This is a genomic window from Nocardia sp. NPDC052566, from assembly GCF_044547285.1.
GTDB lineage: Bacteria > Actinomycetota > Actinomycetes > Mycobacteriales > Mycobacteriaceae > Nocardia.
In genome coordinates, this window is the sequence record NZ_JBIUAF010000010.1 from 165,150 (window position 1) to 180,477 (window position 15,328).

Below are 15,328 nucleotides of genomic sequence, written 5' to 3' on the forward strand. Positions count from 1 at the left end.
GAAGGGCTGCAGGTAGAGTTGAGCAGGTGACGGGACCCCGTGATTCGGTCCATCTGTTGTGAGAGCCGGTTATCGGTGGATGCAGGTTGCAGCGTATCCGGCTGGGGTTTGGTAGCCCAGTGCGGAATGTCTTCGGCGGTGGTTGTATTCGTCTTTCCAGTCGCTGATCACGATGCGGGCCTGGGTGAGTGACCAGAAGCTGTTGATGTTGAGGCCTTCGTCGTGCAAGCGGCCGTTGAACGATTCGATGTAGCCGTTGCGCCAGGGCTGACCGGGCGGGATGAACGCCAAACCGACCCGCTCGCCGGCCCACTCGGCCATCACGGCGGCGGCCAGTTCGGGGCCGTTGTCGCAGCGCAGCACGGCGGGATAGCCGCGGTCGACGGCGATGCGGTCGAGCTCATCGATGAGCCGATCGGCGGTGATCGAACGCTCGACCAGGCCGCCGAGGCATTCGCGGGTGTGCTCGTCGACGATCGAGACGATTTTGACCGGGCGGCCGTCGTCGGTGGCGTCGAACTGGAAATCCACCGCCCACACCCGATTCGGCGCATTCGCGGTCGCCGTGGTCGCGGTGGAGATGCCCAGGCGTTTTCTGCGGCGACGCTGTGGCACTCGTAGGCCCTCGTCGCGCCAGAGGCGTTGGATCTTCTTGTGATTGACCGTCCAGCCCTCGGCGCGGGCGTCGTGGTAGGCACGGCGGAATCCCTGCCGTGGATGGTGGCGAGCCCAGGTTCGCAGCCAATCACGCAGTGCCGCATCGGGATCTGCAGGCGTCTGCGCGGCCGGAGGCTGGCGTTGGGTGCTTCGGTGCTGCCCGGTGATCCGGCAGGCGAACCGCTCGCTCACGTCGAGCACGCGCATCAGATGCGCCACGGCCGCCCGCCGGCGTTCCGGGTCTAGAAGTTTCCCTTGGCGATCTCCTTCAACGCCGCCTTTTCCAGCTCAGCCTCGGCGAGAAGCCTTTTCAGGGTGGAGTTTTCGCGTTCGAGGTCTTTCAGGCGTTTGGCGTCGTCGGCTTTGAGCCCTCCGAACTGGTTGCGCCAGCGGTAGTAGGTGGCCTCGGTAATCTGCAAGGTCCGGCACACCTCGGCGATGTCCTTGCCCTCGCCCAGCAGTCGATCGGCCTCGCCCAGCTTCCGCACGACTGCTCAGGGGTGTGCCTCTTGCGTGTCGCCATGGTCTTCGAGCCTTCCTGCCCACTTCGTGGGCCGCAGGGCTCTCACATACCCCGGACCGAAATCACGGGGTCAGGTCACCTCGGCTATGACGCGTACGGCAACTTGTGGGTGTCTCGCCTCGTCTGGCAGCGTCTCGAGCGGTATGGCCCGGACGGGCAGTTGACGGCGTCCGTCCTGCTGCCCTTCCCCGCCGGAATCAGGTCCGGGCCGGACGGTTTGTTGTACGTCAACTACGGCGACAGTGTGACCAGTCCCATTCCCGGATGGGGTCTGGCCGGTGTGGTGCGCTTGGATCCGGCTGCGGCGCAACCCGTTCCGCAGTTGTTCGCGATCGGCGCCAGCATGACCAACGGGGCGGTGTTCGATTCCGAGGGGAACTTCTATATTACGGACACCATCTCCGGCGTCACCCGTATCCGCCCCGATGGCGTGATCGATCGGGATTGGTCCGATCGCGCTCGGCTGTTCGGCGCGAACGGCCTGACGCGCATCGGTGACACCTTGTATGTGACTGTCACTCCCACGCTCGGCGGCCAGATCGTGCGCATGAACCTCGCCGATCCGTCCCGGCGCAGTACGGTCGCCCTGCTCGACCCGACGCTGCTGCCCGCGCTCCCGGACGGTCTCGAGGCGGGTGTGGACGGAATGCTCTATGCCGCAACCGCACTCGGCCGCCTGGTGCGCATCGATCCGGCCACCGGCAGCACCTGCGACGTGTACCGAGGCGAACCGCTGGCATCTGTCCACACCGCGCCGGGCGGCGATCTCGTGCTCGGCAGCGAACTGGGCACTATCCTCCGGGTGCACCTGAACTGAGCGGCACCGGCGGCGGGCAATGGTGCACCGAGCCGGAACCGCACCGGTCGCACACCATCGATCCGCGCCAGTAGTCGCTGCCCCTAGTCATCGGGCACCAGGACGGTGATCACGCCGACGCTCCGGAGCGCGCGGTCCATGACCGGTCCTCCTCGCGTACGGGGAAGTTGCTGTGGAATACGCCGTCGGGGTCACGGTCGGATTTGATGCGACGCAGTCGCGTCAGTGTGTCGTGATCGAAAGCGCGGGCGGCGGATTCGCCTCTGGTCAGGAAATTGAAGGGCACCCGGCCGCTGAGCCGGGGGGCGAGCCGGTCCAGGTACTGCCCCGTTCGGGCACGGATGGCGGTGGGGGCGCCGGGGGTGGTGGGGAAGCCGAGGAAGTTGATGAGGTACGGCTCGGTCAGTATGCCGATCGGGCTGTCGGACCGGTGAGTGAGCGCGCCGCCGAGATGGCGGATGTTGATCGCGGTGACCGGGCCCGGTGGTGCGGACAGCAGTGCCGCACAGGCTGCCTCATCCAGCCCGGTGAGCAGTTCGGCGTGCTGTTGATTCGGGCTCGGCGAAATGGGTTCGGCCGCAATGGATCCCAGTTGGGGGAGGAGTATGGGACGCCTGGTGTCGGAGATGCGGTCGCCGATGTCGTCCAGCGGCGCCAGGAACCTCGCGCCCACGGCGGCGTCACCGAGATAGGTGACATCGACGCTGACCATCGGGTCGGCGCCCGGGAATGCCAGCAGGTTCGCCCAGACCGTCAGGGTGCGGGGCGCCGCGGCGGTGATCGCGCCGAATTCCGCAAGCACGCGCGCCGCCTGTCGTGCTGGCCAGAGCATGCGGCCGCCGTACACCGACGGCGCGAGATGCAGTGCGAACTCCACGGCGGTGACGAGCGCGAAGTCGCCGCCACCACCGCGCAGCGCCCAGAACAGGTCCGGGTCGGTGTACGCGGTGACCCGCGCGGCCATACCGTCGGCGTCCACGATCTCGAACGCGGTCACGCTGTCGGCCGCCCAGCCATACGCTCGGCCGAACCAGCTGAGCCCGCCGCCGAGGGTGTAGCCGACGACGTTGACCACGGCGGAACTGCCCGCCAGTCCGGTGAGGCCGAATTCGCTCGCCGCCGCCTGCACCCGGTCCCAGGCGACGCCCGCACCGACGCGAGCCGCCCGTCGAACGGGATCGATGCGCACCTCGTCGAGCGCGCCGGTGCGCACCAGGATCGTGCCCGCGGCGCTCCCGCTGGCACCGTGCCCATTCGGCTGGACCGAGAGCGGCACGCCGATGGCGCGGGCGTACCGCACCAGGGCCGCCGCGTCCTCGGCGTCGGCGACGCGTACCACCGCCCGCACGTCTTGTGCGACAGCGCTGTTCCACGGCAATCCGCTCTGTTCGAAATCGTCGTCGCCCGGCAGTGAAACACGACCGCGCACGGCGGAACGCAATCCCTCGATGTCTTCCACGATCGTTCTCCTGTCGTCATATTCGGGCGCGCTGCCCTGGTGTTCGGGGGAACCATCGGCCGACGACTCGCGATACCCGGAATAGGGCGCGAATCGGAGATGAAGCGCATCTCCAGATCTATCCATCGCGATATGACCGGGATCACTCGCTGGAAATGCAGAATCTTTTGTCACATATTTGATCCACGGCTGGCAAACCCATGGCTCTCATGTCTCAATGAGGAGATGGAGATCCGTCAGTTGCGGCATTTCGTCGCGCTCGCGGAGGAGCGGAGTTTCACCCGTGCCGCCCAGCGCGAACACATTGTGCAATCAGGTCTCTCATCGTCCGTGCACGCGCTGGAAAAAGACATCGGCGCGGATCTGTATGTGCGGGGCACCCGCCCACTTCGACTGACGGCCGAGGGCGAGGCCCTGGTGCCCGCCGCCCGGCATGCCCTCGAAGCGGGCGACGCGGCGTATCGGGCCGTGCACTCGGTGCGCGGTCTGCTGACCGGTCGTTTGCGGATCGGCGCCTATCAGGCCAGCCGACACCTGTTTCCGTTCGCCTGCTGGCTGGCCGAATTCGCGCGGGAACATCCGGCGCTCGACATCCGGGTCCGCCAGATGCCGGGCACGCGGGCACTGCGCATGGTCCGGGAGGGCGAATTGGATTGCGCGCTGGTGACTCCCCTGCCGGGGCATACTCACCGTCTCGAATTGGTGCCCCTGGCGGCCGAACCGATCGTGCTGGCGGTCCCGCGGAATCACCGTCTCGCGGCATTCGATTCGGTCGAGCTGTCCCAGCTGAACGGGGAACGGTTCATCGAAACCCATCCCGAATGGGCCAATCGCATCACGGTCGACAATGCTTTCGCCGCCGCGGGTGTGACCAGGGAGATCACCTGCGAGGTGAACGAATGGGCCATGGTCCTGGACCTGGTTGCCGCGGAACTCGGTATCGCCTTCGCTCCGGCGGGACTCATCGCCGCCCGCGACGACACCCAATGCCCGGTGCGCGCGATCCCGGTCAGCGACGCGCAACTCGAACGCCGGGTGGATCTCGCCGTTCCACGCGGTCACGAAGCGGTGCCGGCCGCCCGCGGTTTCGCTCAATTTCTCGAGGAGCGCCGCCGCGGTTTGGCCGAATTCCATTCCCGTGTCCGCTCTCCCGGCGCGTACGCCGTCGCTGAGTCGACGCGCGTGCGCTGACGGCGTCGGCGTGGCGCTGCCGGGCAGACGCCGGCGCTACTGCTGCGCGTGGGCATGGCCGTCTCCTGCGTTTCGGTTGTGATGCCTGCGCCGGGCCGCGGTCGGTGGTTCGCCGGTCCAGCGGATGTATGCGCGGCGGAATTCGCGTGCGTCGCTGAAACCGACCTCGGCGGCCACCTGGGCGATCGACATCCGGGTCTCCTCGACCAGCGTGGTCGCTCGCTGTCTGCGCACGCCGTCGCGGATATCGCTGAAACGGGCGCCCGCCTCGGCGAGCTGTCGGCGCAGCGCCCGCTCGCTCACCAGCAGCCGCCGGGCGACGTCGGCCATGGTGGAGTGGTCCCGTAGCCGCTGGGCCAGCACGCCCTCGACCGCCGCGACGACGGACGGCCGGTTCTCGGGCGTGTCCACCAGTCGGCGGCAGGCCTCCATCGCCAGTCTCAGGTTCTCCTCGTTGTGGGTCGGAATCGGGGTGTCGAGCATGGCCGGAGTGAAGACGATCCGGCCCACCGGGGCGTTGTATTCGATGGGGCAGCGGAAGAAGTTGCGATACTCGGCGCTGTAATCCGGTTCCGGGTACGCGAACTGCATCAGGGCCGGGGCGAAATCTTCGCCGAGCGCGGCCCGGGCGATCAGCACGACCGAGCAGGCGCCTTCGGACAGCGCGGGCAGAATGACCGGATCGGGCATTCGCTCGTGGGCGACGATGGCGATGTTGTCGCCGAAGTCCTCCAGCGTGAGGTCCATCATCGTGCCTGCGGCCTGGTGCATCTGGATGCCGACCGTGAGAGCCTGGCCGAGCGTGCCGCACGAGCGCACCAGCATGCCGAGCATGCCGAAGGTCTTCAGCACATCGCGGCACGAGATATACATTCCGACGGGCATGTCACCGCGGCCTTCGACGGCGCGGCGCAGAATCTGCGCGGCCTGCCGATAGGACAGCTTGCAGCCCGGCTCGTCCAGTTGCTCGGGGCGGATTCCGGTACCCACGAACCAGCTGTCGGTCGGCAGGCCGTTCTCCCGGCCCCATTCGACAGCGCACGCGATGTGCGCGGGCGGAATGATCGGTTCGTCGATTCTGCTGATAACTGCCATCACTCACCCGATTCAGCAGCAAATGGTCAGCGAATTAGGGGGAGCATACCGCCCCGCCTACGGACACTGCCCGGGACACGTGGGCAATCGAATTCAGAGAATGTCCGTCAGGCGATCGATGCGGGCGATATCGAGTTCCTGCGCCGCCGCCATCGCCCTGGCCAAATCCCTGAGCTGGGAGATATTCGCGCGGTCGGCGGCGGCGTGCGCCATGTGTATTCCGGCGAGATGGTGTGTCCGCATCAGTGTCAGGAAGAGCCGTTCGGCCTCGGCGACCGGGAGCGTGGACAGGTTTCGCAGGTCCGAACCCGATGCCATACCCATCGACCGGTCCACGGCGTGCGGGGCGTCGGCGGGCAGCCAGCTCATCGTATGGTCGCTCTGCTCGGGTCGAGCCCACAACATGAGCCAGCCGCCGAGGGTTCCGATCTCCATCAGCTGCGCCGTGCCGATATCGCGCGCGAGCCGGCGGACCTCTGGATCGGCCGCGCGCTCCAGCATCGCCAATGACATTGTCGCCGCCTGGCTGTGGTGCTCGCGCATGTCCTGAGCGAACCCGACATCGACCTGATTCGGACCTGGCGACTGCCCAGGATCGGCCGTGAGGCGACCGGCGCCGAACAGCGCCGCGGCCGTGACGACGGTAATGAAGGCCAGCGCGGCGGTTCGTGCGGGTCGCCCCGTCACGGCTGGAACACCTGGACGTCGGCGGCGGGCCAATAGGCGCTGATCTCCGCGCCTCCGGCGAGGAACAGGTCCCGGCCGACCGTCGCCGCTTGAATGCCGTGGCGTCCCAGCGGCATCGGCGGCCCCGGCGACCATGTCATGGTGGCGGTGTCGAGCACATCGGTGTAGTCGAACGCGGGTCCGATGCCCTCGCCCCCGAACGCGTAGATTCGCTGGCCGATCGCCGCCACGCCCAGACCGCCGCGGCCACGCGGTATCGGCCAGCCCGTGCTCCAGGTCCGCGTCCCGAAGTCGAACACATCGGTCGGCCGCACGAACGCCGGTTGAATCACGAACCGCCCGCCTACGGCGTAGAACTTCCCATCGACCACCGCGGCCCCGAGATGCTCCCTGGCATTGGGCATATCCGGCAGCGCCGCCCAGGTGTCGGTCGCGGGGTCGTACACGTCGAAGTACGGCAACGCGGCGGCTAGCCCGTTGTAACCGCCCGCGACGTAGATCCTGCCGTCGTGCGCCGCGACACCGGCCGCACCCCGAATACGGTCCGCGGGCATGCCGGTGCGCTGGGTGAATCGGTCGGTGGCCGGGTCGTACTCCCACACCCGCCCGTTGGGGATGAGTGCGGCGCCCTCTTCGCCGCCGAGGTAGTAGATCTTTCCGTCGACCGCGACGCCCTGGAGATGATGCTGCGCGACCGGTATCGGGGCCAGCTGCCGCCATTCACCGGTTCGCGTATCGAATCGCAGGTGATGGTTCGAGAACAGTTCCGCGGGCGTGCCGAGTCCGCCTGCCACGTAGACATTGTCGCCGAGGGCCACCGAGCCGACCTCTTGGAGGGCGTGGGGGAGCGGCGCGGCGGAACGCCATGCCGCGGGCGGGTCGGCCATCGCACTCGGCGGGGCGGTGGCCACCAGCAGCGCGAGGACGCCATTGCCCACTGTTCCGAGTACCGAAAAACGACGCGCCATGTCTCTCCCGCCGGTCCGGAGTGAGTGAGAACGGGTATGCGCGAACGAGTTCGCGTCGAGCACGCTACCATCGCCGACCACGAACTCCGGTCACGGTTGGTCCTGGATGCGGGGAAAGACGGCTGCCGCTTCGAGTTCGTAGGCCAACTCCAGTAGCAGCCGTTCCCCGCCGCGGCCCGCGGACAGGTGGATGGAGCCGGGTATCCCGTCGGCGGTCATGCCGTACGGCACCGCGATCGCGGGCGACCCGGTGACGTTCTCCACGGGTGTGAACGCGACGTAGTCGGTCAGCTTGGCGAGCAGATCATCGAACGGCTGATCGGTCGCCAGCTCCCCGAGTAGTGGAATGGGTTGGCCGAGAACCGGACTCAGCACGATGTCCAGGTTCCGCCGAAGGAACACGGCCTCGTAGCGCAGGTGTGCTCGGCGCAGGCGCGCCATGCCCCGTGCCGTGGCGAGCGGGTGGCGCGCGGTCTGGGCCATCAGCCCCCGGGTGAACGGCTCGAGGTCTCGGGGATCGAAGTGCCGTCCGTGCTCGACCTGGTTCGCGATCACGATCAGCATGGCGACCGATCCCCAATAGTATTGGAAATCCTCGATGAGTCGCGGGTCGGCGATGGCGTCGCTATCGACGGTCTCGATGTCGTGGCCCATCCGCTCCAGCAGCGCCGCGGCCGATCGTGCAACCTCGGCCATGGCCGGATGCGCGGGCACCCCGCGAGTATCGGTGGTCAGCAGGCCGATCCGCAACCGTCGGTCCGACGGGTGCGCCACCAGTCCCACCCGGGGCAGTTTCCGGTTGTGGTAGTACTTTTCGGCGGAGGCGAGATAGTGGGCCGTATCGCGCACGGTGCGGGTCAGCACCCCCTCGACGACGAGATTGACGGGCAGCTGCCGCACCCCCGCCACATCGAGCAGGCGGCCCCGGGTGACCTTCAGTCCCACCAAGCCGTTCGCGGCCGCCGGTATCCGGATGGAGCCACCGGCATCGTTGCCGTGCGCGATCGGCACCGCGCCCGCGGCCACCAGCGCACCGGAGCCCGCCGAGGACCCACCGGCCGAACGGTCGGTGTGCCACGGGTTCCGGGTGGGCGGTCGGCCGGCATACTCGCTGACGGGGGTGAGACCGAATTCGGGCATGGCGGATTTGCCGAGCAGCACGACGCCCTGCGCCAGTAGTTGCCGCGCGGGCGGATCGGTCCGGGTGGCGGGATGTGGCCGCACCGCAGCCGATCCCATGCCGGTGGGCAGTGCCGCCACCGCGTTGTTGTCCTTGATGACCGTGGGCACACCGGCGAACGGCGCGCCGTCGTCCACGGCCGCGTGCCGAGCCCAGTCGAAGCATTCGGCCCGGAGTGCGCCCAGGGTCGGGTCCACCCGTTCGATTCGGGCGATCGCGGCCTCGATCACGGCGCGACGGTCCAGCGCGCCTGAGCGGATGCGTTCGGCGACCCCGACCGCGTCCAGTTCGCCGAGCGCGTCGTCGCCGAATGCGTGGATCACCGGGTGCTGGGCGGCTTCATTGCTGTGACCAGACATGGCTGCTCCCAATCGGAGTGGGGTTCGGTTCAGGCGGATTCACGCGGGATCGCGGCACCGGCCGGCAGCACGCCGGCCGGCAGCCACTACGGCTCCTTCGCATTTCAGCGGTACGAGGCTCCACCGTGCGGGAATCGATCAGGAGACGAAGCTCGCGCCGAGCACCTGCGCGGTTCCGCTGTTCGGCGTGCCGAAGCAGAAGCCCCACGTCGAGGGGTTCGTGAAGTTGTACTGGGCCACGACATGGACCTTCTGGCCCGCGCCGAGACCGTCGACGACGGGCAGCGTGTTGTCGGAGAATCCGTTCGGCGGAGTGGCGTATGTGCCGACGAGATGGGAGGTCTGACCGTCGCTCCAGTCGAGATACATGTCGTTCTGCCCACTGGTCGTGGCGCAGTTGCCGCTGGTCATCTTGCCGCGCAACCGCGCGGCGGTAATGGGGCCGTGCCCGCTGCAACCGGTGATGTCACCACCGAGGTCGATGTTTCCGCCGTTGCCGTTCCAGGTGATGGTGCCACCGGTACACGCACCCCGGACGGGGTCCGCGCCGGCCTGGGGTGCGGTGAAGACGAGGGCGGTGAGGAGGGTGGCGCCGACGGTGGCGGAAGCCAGGTCTACGAGTTTCATGTCGCAATCCTTTCTGGTCCGGTTGGTACCGAGTGCGCGAAAGCTGCGGTAGCGCATCGGCATGAGAAATGATTGCCATGAAGTTGCGAGCGCGACAGAAGAAAGTGATCTGGGTCATGCCGTCGGGGGTCCGTCAGGCCAGCGAGCCCCCCATTCCGGTCAGCGAACCACCGTTGCGTGCTCAGCTCGGGCGACCGAGGGGATGTCGACGAAGCTCGATGCGCTGGGGTTCAGGAGCGGGTTTGAGCTGGTATTCCAGCGGTAGCGCCGGAATCGTCATGCCGCGCGGGAGGTTCGCCGCGTAGCTGTCCACGCGCAGTGGGGCGGTGAGTTGCCCGGTGGTGAGGATGGTCGAGGTGCCGTCGGAGGCAAGGTCATTGAGCGTTGCCAACCAATAGCCATTGACCACGTCGAGCGCGGTGTTGCGGCGGTCTGCGTCATAGTGCGAGGTCGGCGAGCCGGTCGATCTGATCCGTGGCGGCGACGGCGGGATGGAAGATCAACTCGTCGAAGCCGAGGTCGCCGTAGGCCTGTATGACCTCTTTGACGTCGACACTGTCCGAGACTTGCTGGGCCACCGAATGCGGCGCGAAGTCGGGCAGGAGCTCGTAGTACGCGGCGAGGTGTGCGCGCCCGGACGCGACCGTGGCGGCATCACCGAGGGCGAAATTGACCGAGGCGCGCAGGCGGGGTTGCCCGGTCCGGCCCGCGTCGCGCCAGGCGGTGCGCAGCCGATCCGCGAACACGCCGAGGTCGGCGTAGTCGCGGGTGGCGCCGCCGGCCCAGCCATCGTGCTGGACGATCCGCCGGATGGCCGGCGCGGTCGAACCGCCGACGAGTATCGGGATCGATGCGGTGCGGCGGATGCTGTCATCGCAGATGAACTGATCGCCATGCCAAAACTGCCGTATCGCTGTCAGCGTTCGATCGAAAATCTCGCCGCGGCGCGCGTAGTCGACTCCGGCGGCCGCGTAATCTTCCCGGTAGCCGCCGAGCGCCAGGCCGAGCGACAGCCGGTGACCGGAGATGTCGTCGAGCGCGGCGGCGCTGCGGGCCAGCAGGGTGGGCTGATACAGCGGTGCGGAAAGGATGTTGGTACTCAACTCGATTCGGCTTGTCACACTCGCCGCCGCGGTGAGGCTGATGAGCGGATCGTAGGTGGGATAGGTGATCCGGTCGATTGTTACGAGGCTGTCGAATCCCCGTTCCTCCGCGCGCCGGGCCCAGTCCACGAGCATCGGCCCGGTGGCGCCGATGACATTGTTCGGCATGCCGATTCCGATTCGCATCGATCGTCCGGTGGTCATGCGTTCACCCCGCCGTCGACGGTAATCGCGGTGCCGGTGATGAATTCGCCGTCGGGGCCGGTGAGGAAGGCGACGACATCGGCGATGTGTTCCGGTTGCGCGAATTTGCCGATGGGGGCGATCGCGCGCAGCCGATCGGAGCGTGCGCCGTCGTTTTCCGGATTCGTGTCGGTCGCGGTCGGGCCGGGCTGCACGACGACCGTCGTAATGCCGCGGGGCCCCAGTTCGCGTGCCAGTCCCCGATTCAATCCCAGCAGCGCGGATTTGGTCGATGCGTACAGGATCTGCCCCGGCATGCTCGCGCGCTCGGCGGTGACGCTGCCGATGGTCACGATGCGGCCGCCTCTCGGCAGGTACTTCAACGCCGCGGCGGTCGTGACGAACACCGATCGCACATTCAGCGCGAAGGCCGCGTCGATCGTCTCGGCGGCATAGGTTTCGATCGGGCCTTCCACATAGCGCCCGGCATTGTTGACCAGAATGTCGAGCCCGCCGAACAATGCCGCGGCGGTGTGCACCGCGTCTGTCACGGCGAGGGCGTCGGCGCTGTCGGCCTGAATCGCCAACCCGCGCCTGCCGAGCGCGGTGATCTCGGCGACCACGGCCTCCGCCTGCTGTCGACTGACGGAGTAGGTGAGGACGACGTCGGCGCCCTCGCGAGCCAGTCGGATCGCTATGGCCGCGCCGATACCCCGGGCGCCGCCGGTTACCAATGCCACTTTTCCATCCAAAGACAACATTCCCACTCCTTGTTCGCTGGTGCGGGGGTCCGGCTGGGTCGCTACGCCGAGGACGATGCGGTATGGCGGCGACCGAGCCGGATGTGGTTGGAGCTCAGTTGTTCTCGTATACCCCGGCGAAGGTTTCGACCCACTTGAGGCCGTCCTTGACGACCATCGTGTCCGCGGCATAGACGATGCCAGGACCAGACCATTCGCTGAAGGCGACGTCGCCCTCGTACTTCTGCTTGTCGAAGGAGATCCCGGCACGCAGATCGTCGGTCAACTCGTGTTCGAACACCTGGGCGTAGAGCTGGCGGATATTGTCCAGCCCCTTGATGACACCCCGGGCGCTGATCATGTACGCGTCCGGGTGGAAATCGCGCATGAGTCCGTCCAGATCTCCAGCCTTCCAGAACTTCAGGTGCTGTTGAAACAACTCGCGAGTGTGATCAGTCGACATGGCAAAACTCCTTTCGAGACTGCGCTGATATTGCAATTCGAATCTAGAACCTCAATCGCAGTAGAGGTACATAGTGTGTGATCCGGATCATATGCTCCGATGGAAGGCGATTCCGGCCATGCGCAGAATTCGGAAAAACGTTGTCAATGTGCAGAACTGACGCAGCGCTGCTGCCGGCCCGACCTCATCACCATGAGCGCGCTCTCGGAATCTGTTGCGGTGCTGGCCAATTGGACCGCCCGATAGCCGCTACACGTCATTGGTGCGCGGAAACGATTCGCCCCGCGTCCTCCGGCCGGTCGTATAGGTGCGCAGGGCGTCGCGGATAGTGCTTGCGGAAGGCCCGCGAGACGACTGCAGCTGGCGAGTGTCGGTTCAGCGCGCGGGCGCATGGCGTTGTCGAAGTCGCGGTTCTACCTGCTCACCTTCCGCGGCGCGCGAGAGCGCCTTCGTGGCTTTCGGGTTCGTCGTGGATCCGTCGCACGTAGTCCAGTGCGTGCAGCAGAGCCCCGGAAGTCATTCTTGATGGGGCGGCGGCCTCGGCGATGCCGGACAACGGCAACTTTCCCAGGTCGCTCCATTGCAGTCGTCCGGTGGAATCGAGATAACTTCGCGCGGCAGCTCTGTTATCGGGGTGCAGGCAGAACGGAACGTCGAGGTAGCCACGTTCGAAGGCGGTGATCAAAGCATTTCCGATATCGCGGTGCAATTCCAGTGTGGCATAGACCAACTGGCGAGCCTCGAGGTAGAGCGCCTGGTCGAGCGTGGCTCTGTCGATGTCATCGCGCGACACCAGCGCCGCCTGTTGCATCGCCTCGACATTGTCCGCGATGCTCGGAATTCGAGACGCCTCGACAGCAGTCTTGACGATCAATCTTTCGGTACCGGTGTGCAGCGCCAATTCGGCCGCTCGTCTCAGTAGGAGTCCGGCACCCGCGGGTGTTCGCGGAAAGACGCCCATGTAGGTGTACAGAACGACATGCCAGTCCACGCGTGCGGGGAGGAGCTCGGCGGCAAGCCGCCGGAGCGCATACAGCGCCTCCCGGTCCTGCTGCGGATTGGTCTGCTGCGCGTAGCTCAATGACACACTGGTCAGCCCCTGGTCAGCGAAGAACATCGCTTCCAAGACGCTGACCGCGATCAGCACGCTCGGCGGACACAACTGCCCGGTAATGCAACCGCCGAAGGATTCCAGATGCGGCCGAACGCCGTGCTCGGCGCTGTCGGCCAGGCGTCGGCATGCCTCGCGCCAGGCCGGAACGGTTTTCCGCAGCGGAGTGCGACCGTAGGGAAGACTGTAGGAAACCGGACCGCCCTCGGTCGCGGAAAGACCAAGGGCGATCATCGTTTCGATGATGTCTCGCGGATCCGGTGAGCCGTGCCGTACCTGAATGGGAAAATCAGCGCCCACGTCATCGATCATCGCCTGGGTGACCGAGTGCGGGGTGGTGACCAACGGATAGCCGTTGATCGGGATCCCCGCGGCGAATGCCTGCTGGATACCCTGGTAATCGAGCGTTCGGGTATAGCTGTCGAGGGTCAGCGTTCCGACGGTCGCCGCCGCGACATTCCGCGTAGCGTGCAATCCCGCGGCCATGACCGCTGGATCACTGAAACCCATGCGGGGTTGAATGACCAGCTTGCGGGCGGCGGCGGCCTGCCGAACGAACCCACCGAGATCGTCGCGCGCGCGACTCGGTTCGGACGGTGCGAGCCCAGCGGGGATGGTCATGACGGCAACCCCGGCGGACGTGGCCGAGCGTGCAGGCGGCTGATGAATCCATCCAGTGACGCCAGCATTGTTCCGTCGCCGATGTCGTCGAAAACGGCGTCGTATCCGGCCGCCATGAGTGCATGGGTGCGGGTCGCGTCACAGTCACCGGCGATGCCGAGTTTGCCGCCGATGACCACCGGGAGGGCGCTGCGATCGCGCAGCTCGCGCACGGCCGCGATGAGCCGAAGGCCGTCCGGATAGCCGTGGCCGTTCACGCTGCTGACGACAATGAGATCAGGATTGATGCGCTGACAGGCGTCAACGACCTCCTGCTCCGGCACGCACGCGCTCAGCACGACCACATGATGTCCCCACTCCTCCAACAGCATGCTGAGGAAGACGAGATTCCAGGTGTGCGCATCGGAGACGGTGCCGGTGAGCAGAATTGTGAGCCGTTGCTCAGGAGCAGTCGTGACCGGACTCGACGGAATCGAATGCTTTCGATCTTCAATTATTGTCATATTACCGGTGTGTCCTTCGGTTCATCGGTGACGCTTGCTCGCGGATATTCCATAGATTCTTTCTGATATAGGTGCGTTGCAGCCATCGGTCGGTTCCGTCGTAACGTGCCCGGAATTGCGAACGGGAATGCAGACCCTTCCGGTTGTTGATGAGGAGAGCCTGGCCGGGCTCGAGTTTGACAACCTGCCCGATATCGGTTTCACGGCATACCCGCTGGAGCTCGTTGAATGCCTGTTCGGCAGTTTCGGTAAGCCGTTTCACGCCATTGGCCGCAACATATACCTCGGGGGAGTGCTCCGGCCCGGTGATGAGCGGAACGGGTTCGGAGAGCACTTCCGCCCCATCGGCGTACTTCTGGGTGTAACCGCCGGGGGCGTTCAGCCGATAGTCGGGTGCGCGCAGAGCCGCGACTACGTCACTGTCCAGATTGTCGAGAAGGTCACGTGCGTCGACATAGCAGGTCATCGCCTCGCCGAGCATGTCGGCGCGTAGGCAATTGAGGACGAGAAAGTCCGGGTTGCTGATATCGTAACGCCCGCTGACATCATGCACGATGTCATTGTGAAAATTCAGGAGCACATCGGATCCCCGACTGGTTTGAGTTGATGCGCCGTCCTGGGTCGGAATGATATCGTGGATGATTCTTCCATCTCTTTCGGTGCTGAATCCGACTGGCTCGCCGAGTAGCCCCGAGAGTCCGAGCAATACGCCTTCCGCGATATAGCTGGGCTTGTCGCGGTACGGACCGCCATTCGCCGGGGTCGGCGGCAATCGAGGGTCGCGCGGCAAATTCTCGACCAGCGCGACTCCCGGTGCGTCGACGTGGCGGCCGAAGTCGAGAATCGCCTGCAACATATGATCGGGAAGCAGTGCGAATGCCTTGTATCCGATGGTGGTGGCCCGGTCCGGATCGTCTTCCGGATTATCGAGATCGGCGAGATCGGCAGTCATCGCATCTCGAATATCGTTCGGTAAGGTGATGCGGATCATATCTGTGCGATGGGTCCGGACATCGACTGTTTTCATAGAATTTCCTAACT

The 15,328-nt window shown here is 66.1% G+C and carries 15 protein-coding genes and 1 pseudogene; 2 read left to right on the forward strand and 14 right to left on the reverse strand.

All coding sequences use genetic code 11. The annotated features are described in order from the left end of the window. Nucleotides 1-69: 69 nt before the first annotated feature. A pseudogene (locus ACIG5A_RS42945) lies at nucleotides 70-1,180 on the reverse strand (IS3 family transposase). A gap of 160 nt (nucleotides 1,181-1,340) precedes the next feature. On the opposite strand from ACIG5A_RS42945, the gene ACIG5A_RS42950 reads away from it, so the two are divergent. Beyond that, a complete protein-coding gene (locus ACIG5A_RS42950) occupies nucleotides 1,341-1,997 on the forward strand; it encodes a hypothetical protein (RefSeq protein WP_397251266.1) in 657 nt (218 codons plus the stop codon). A gap of 109 nt (nucleotides 1,998-2,106) precedes the next feature. Here ACIG5A_RS42950 and ACIG5A_RS42955 read toward each other — a convergent pair whose 3' ends face one another. Continuing rightward, nucleotides 2,107-3,456, reverse strand: coding sequence for an FAD-binding oxidoreductase (locus tag ACIG5A_RS42955; protein WP_397251268.1), 1,350 nt, complete (start codon nucleotides 3,454-3,456; stop codon nucleotides 2,107-2,109). Between the two features lie 225 nt (nucleotides 3,457-3,681). Between ACIG5A_RS42955 and ACIG5A_RS42960 the strand changes: the two genes are divergently transcribed. Further along, nucleotides 3,682-4,647 (forward strand): LysR family transcriptional regulator, encoded by a 966-nt coding sequence (locus ACIG5A_RS42960; RefSeq protein WP_397251270.1) that lies wholly within the window; start codon nucleotides 3,682-3,684, stop codon nucleotides 4,645-4,647. Between the two features lie 36 nt (nucleotides 4,648-4,683). Here ACIG5A_RS42960 and ACIG5A_RS42965 read toward each other — a convergent pair whose 3' ends face one another. The 12 genes from ACIG5A_RS42965 to ACIG5A_RS43020 all read right to left on the reverse strand — a co-directional run bounded on the left by ACIG5A_RS42965 (nucleotide 4,684) and on the right by ACIG5A_RS43020 (nucleotide 15,314). Beyond that, complete coding sequence (locus ACIG5A_RS42965; protein WP_397251272.1) at nucleotides 4,684-5,742, reverse strand: AraC family transcriptional regulator; 1,059 nt, start codon at nucleotides 5,740-5,742, stop codon at nucleotides 4,684-4,686. Between the two features lie 93 nt (nucleotides 5,743-5,835). Further along, nucleotides 5,836-6,429 carry a DUF305 domain-containing protein gene (locus ACIG5A_RS42970; protein ID WP_397251274.1) on the reverse strand — a complete coding sequence of 198 codons (594 nt, stop codon included), beginning with the start codon at nucleotides 6,427-6,429 and terminating at the stop codon, nucleotides 5,836-5,838. Continuing rightward, complete coding sequence (locus tag ACIG5A_RS42975) at nucleotides 6,426-7,397, reverse strand: Kelch repeat-containing protein (RefSeq protein WP_397251276.1); 972 nt, start codon at nucleotides 7,395-7,397, stop codon at nucleotides 6,426-6,428. Before ACIG5A_RS42975 ends, ACIG5A_RS42970 begins: the two co-directional genes overlap by 4 nt. 90 nt (nucleotides 7,398-7,487) lie before the next feature. Beyond that, entirely contained in the window at nucleotides 7,488-8,936 is a 1,449-nt protein-coding gene (locus tag ACIG5A_RS42980) for an amidase (RefSeq protein WP_397251278.1), read from the reverse strand. 138 nt (nucleotides 8,937-9,074) lie between these two features. Further along, nucleotides 9,075-9,563, reverse strand: a complete 489-nt coding sequence (locus ACIG5A_RS42985; RefSeq protein WP_397251280.1) for a hypothetical protein — start codon at nucleotides 9,561-9,563, stop codon at nucleotides 9,075-9,077. A gap of 181 nt (nucleotides 9,564-9,744) precedes the next feature. Further along, nucleotides 9,745-9,954 (reverse strand): hypothetical protein, encoded by a 210-nt coding sequence (locus ACIG5A_RS42990; protein WP_397251282.1) that lies wholly within the window; start codon nucleotides 9,952-9,954, stop codon nucleotides 9,745-9,747. Between the two features lie 46 nt (nucleotides 9,955-10,000). Next, nucleotides 10,001-10,870, reverse strand: coding sequence for an LLM class flavin-dependent oxidoreductase (locus ACIG5A_RS42995; RefSeq protein ID WP_397251284.1), 870 nt, complete (start codon nucleotides 10,868-10,870; stop codon nucleotides 10,001-10,003). After that, the gene (locus ACIG5A_RS43000; protein ID WP_397251286.1) at nucleotides 10,867-11,610 is read right to left on the reverse strand and encodes an SDR family NAD(P)-dependent oxidoreductase; all 744 of its coding nucleotides are present in this window, start codon (nucleotides 11,608-11,610) and stop codon (nucleotides 10,867-10,869) included. Before ACIG5A_RS43000 ends, ACIG5A_RS42995 begins: the two co-directional genes overlap by 4 nt. A 94-nt stretch (nucleotides 11,611-11,704) precedes the next feature. Then, nucleotides 11,705-12,052 carry a nuclear transport factor 2 family protein gene (locus ACIG5A_RS43005; protein WP_397251288.1) on the reverse strand — a complete coding sequence of 116 codons (348 nt, stop codon included), beginning with the start codon at nucleotides 12,050-12,052 and terminating at the stop codon, nucleotides 11,705-11,707. Nucleotides 12,053-12,473: 421 nt separating this feature from the next. After that, complete coding sequence (locus tag ACIG5A_RS43010; RefSeq protein ID WP_397251563.1) at nucleotides 12,474-13,778, reverse strand: methylaspartate mutase; 1,305 nt, start codon at nucleotides 13,776-13,778, stop codon at nucleotides 12,474-12,476. A gap of 2 nt (nucleotides 13,779-13,780) precedes the next feature. After that, complete coding sequence (locus ACIG5A_RS43015; protein WP_397251290.1) at nucleotides 13,781-14,287, reverse strand: cobalamin B12-binding domain-containing protein; 507 nt, start codon at nucleotides 14,285-14,287, stop codon at nucleotides 13,781-13,783. A gap of 1 nt (nucleotide 14,288) precedes the next feature. Continuing rightward, entirely contained in the window at nucleotides 14,289-15,314 is a 1,026-nt protein-coding gene (locus ACIG5A_RS43020) for a TauD/TfdA family dioxygenase (protein WP_397251292.1), read from the reverse strand. Nucleotides 15,315-15,328: the final 14 nt, after the last annotated feature.

What these genes read in the sequence shown, in the direction of transcription:
- ACIG5A_RS42975 (WP_397251276.1), bottom strand. Translation starts at nt 7,397, where the DNA reads ATGGCGCGTCGTTTTTCGGTACTCGGAACAGTGGGCAATGGCGTCCTC.
- ACIG5A_RS42980 (WP_397251278.1), bottom strand. Translation starts at nt 8,936, where the DNA reads ATGTCTGGTCACAGCAATGAAGCCGCCCAGCACCCGGTGATCCACGCA.
- ACIG5A_RS42960 (WP_397251270.1), top strand. Translation starts at nt 3,682, where the DNA reads ATGGAGATCCGTCAGTTGCGGCATTTCGTCGCGCTCGCGGAGGAGCGG.
- ACIG5A_RS43005 (WP_397251288.1), bottom strand. Translation starts at nt 12,052, where the DNA reads ATGTCGACTGATCACACTCGCGAGTTGTTTCAACAGCACCTGAAGTTC.
- ACIG5A_RS43020 (WP_397251292.1), bottom strand. Translation starts at nt 15,314, where the DNA reads ATGAAAACAGTCGATGTCCGGACCCATCGCACAGATATGATCCGCATC.
- ACIG5A_RS43000 (WP_397251286.1), bottom strand. Translation starts at nt 11,610, where the DNA reads ATGTTGTCTTTGGATGGAAAAGTGGCATTGGTAACCGGCGGCGCCCGG.
- ACIG5A_RS42965 (WP_397251272.1), bottom strand. Translation starts at nt 5,742, where the DNA reads ATGGCAGTTATCAGCAGAATCGACGAACCGATCATTCCGCCCGCGCAC.
- ACIG5A_RS43015 (WP_397251290.1), bottom strand. Translation starts at nt 14,287, where the DNA reads ATGACAATAATTGAAGATCGAAAGCATTCGATTCCGTCGAGTCCGGTC.
- ACIG5A_RS42995 (WP_397251284.1), bottom strand. Translation starts at nt 10,870, where the DNA reads ATGACCACCGGACGATCGATGCGAATCGGAATCGGCATGCCGAACAAT.
- ACIG5A_RS42985 (WP_397251280.1), bottom strand. Translation starts at nt 9,563, where the DNA reads ATGAAACTCGTAGACCTGGCTTCCGCCACCGTCGGCGCCACCCTCCTC.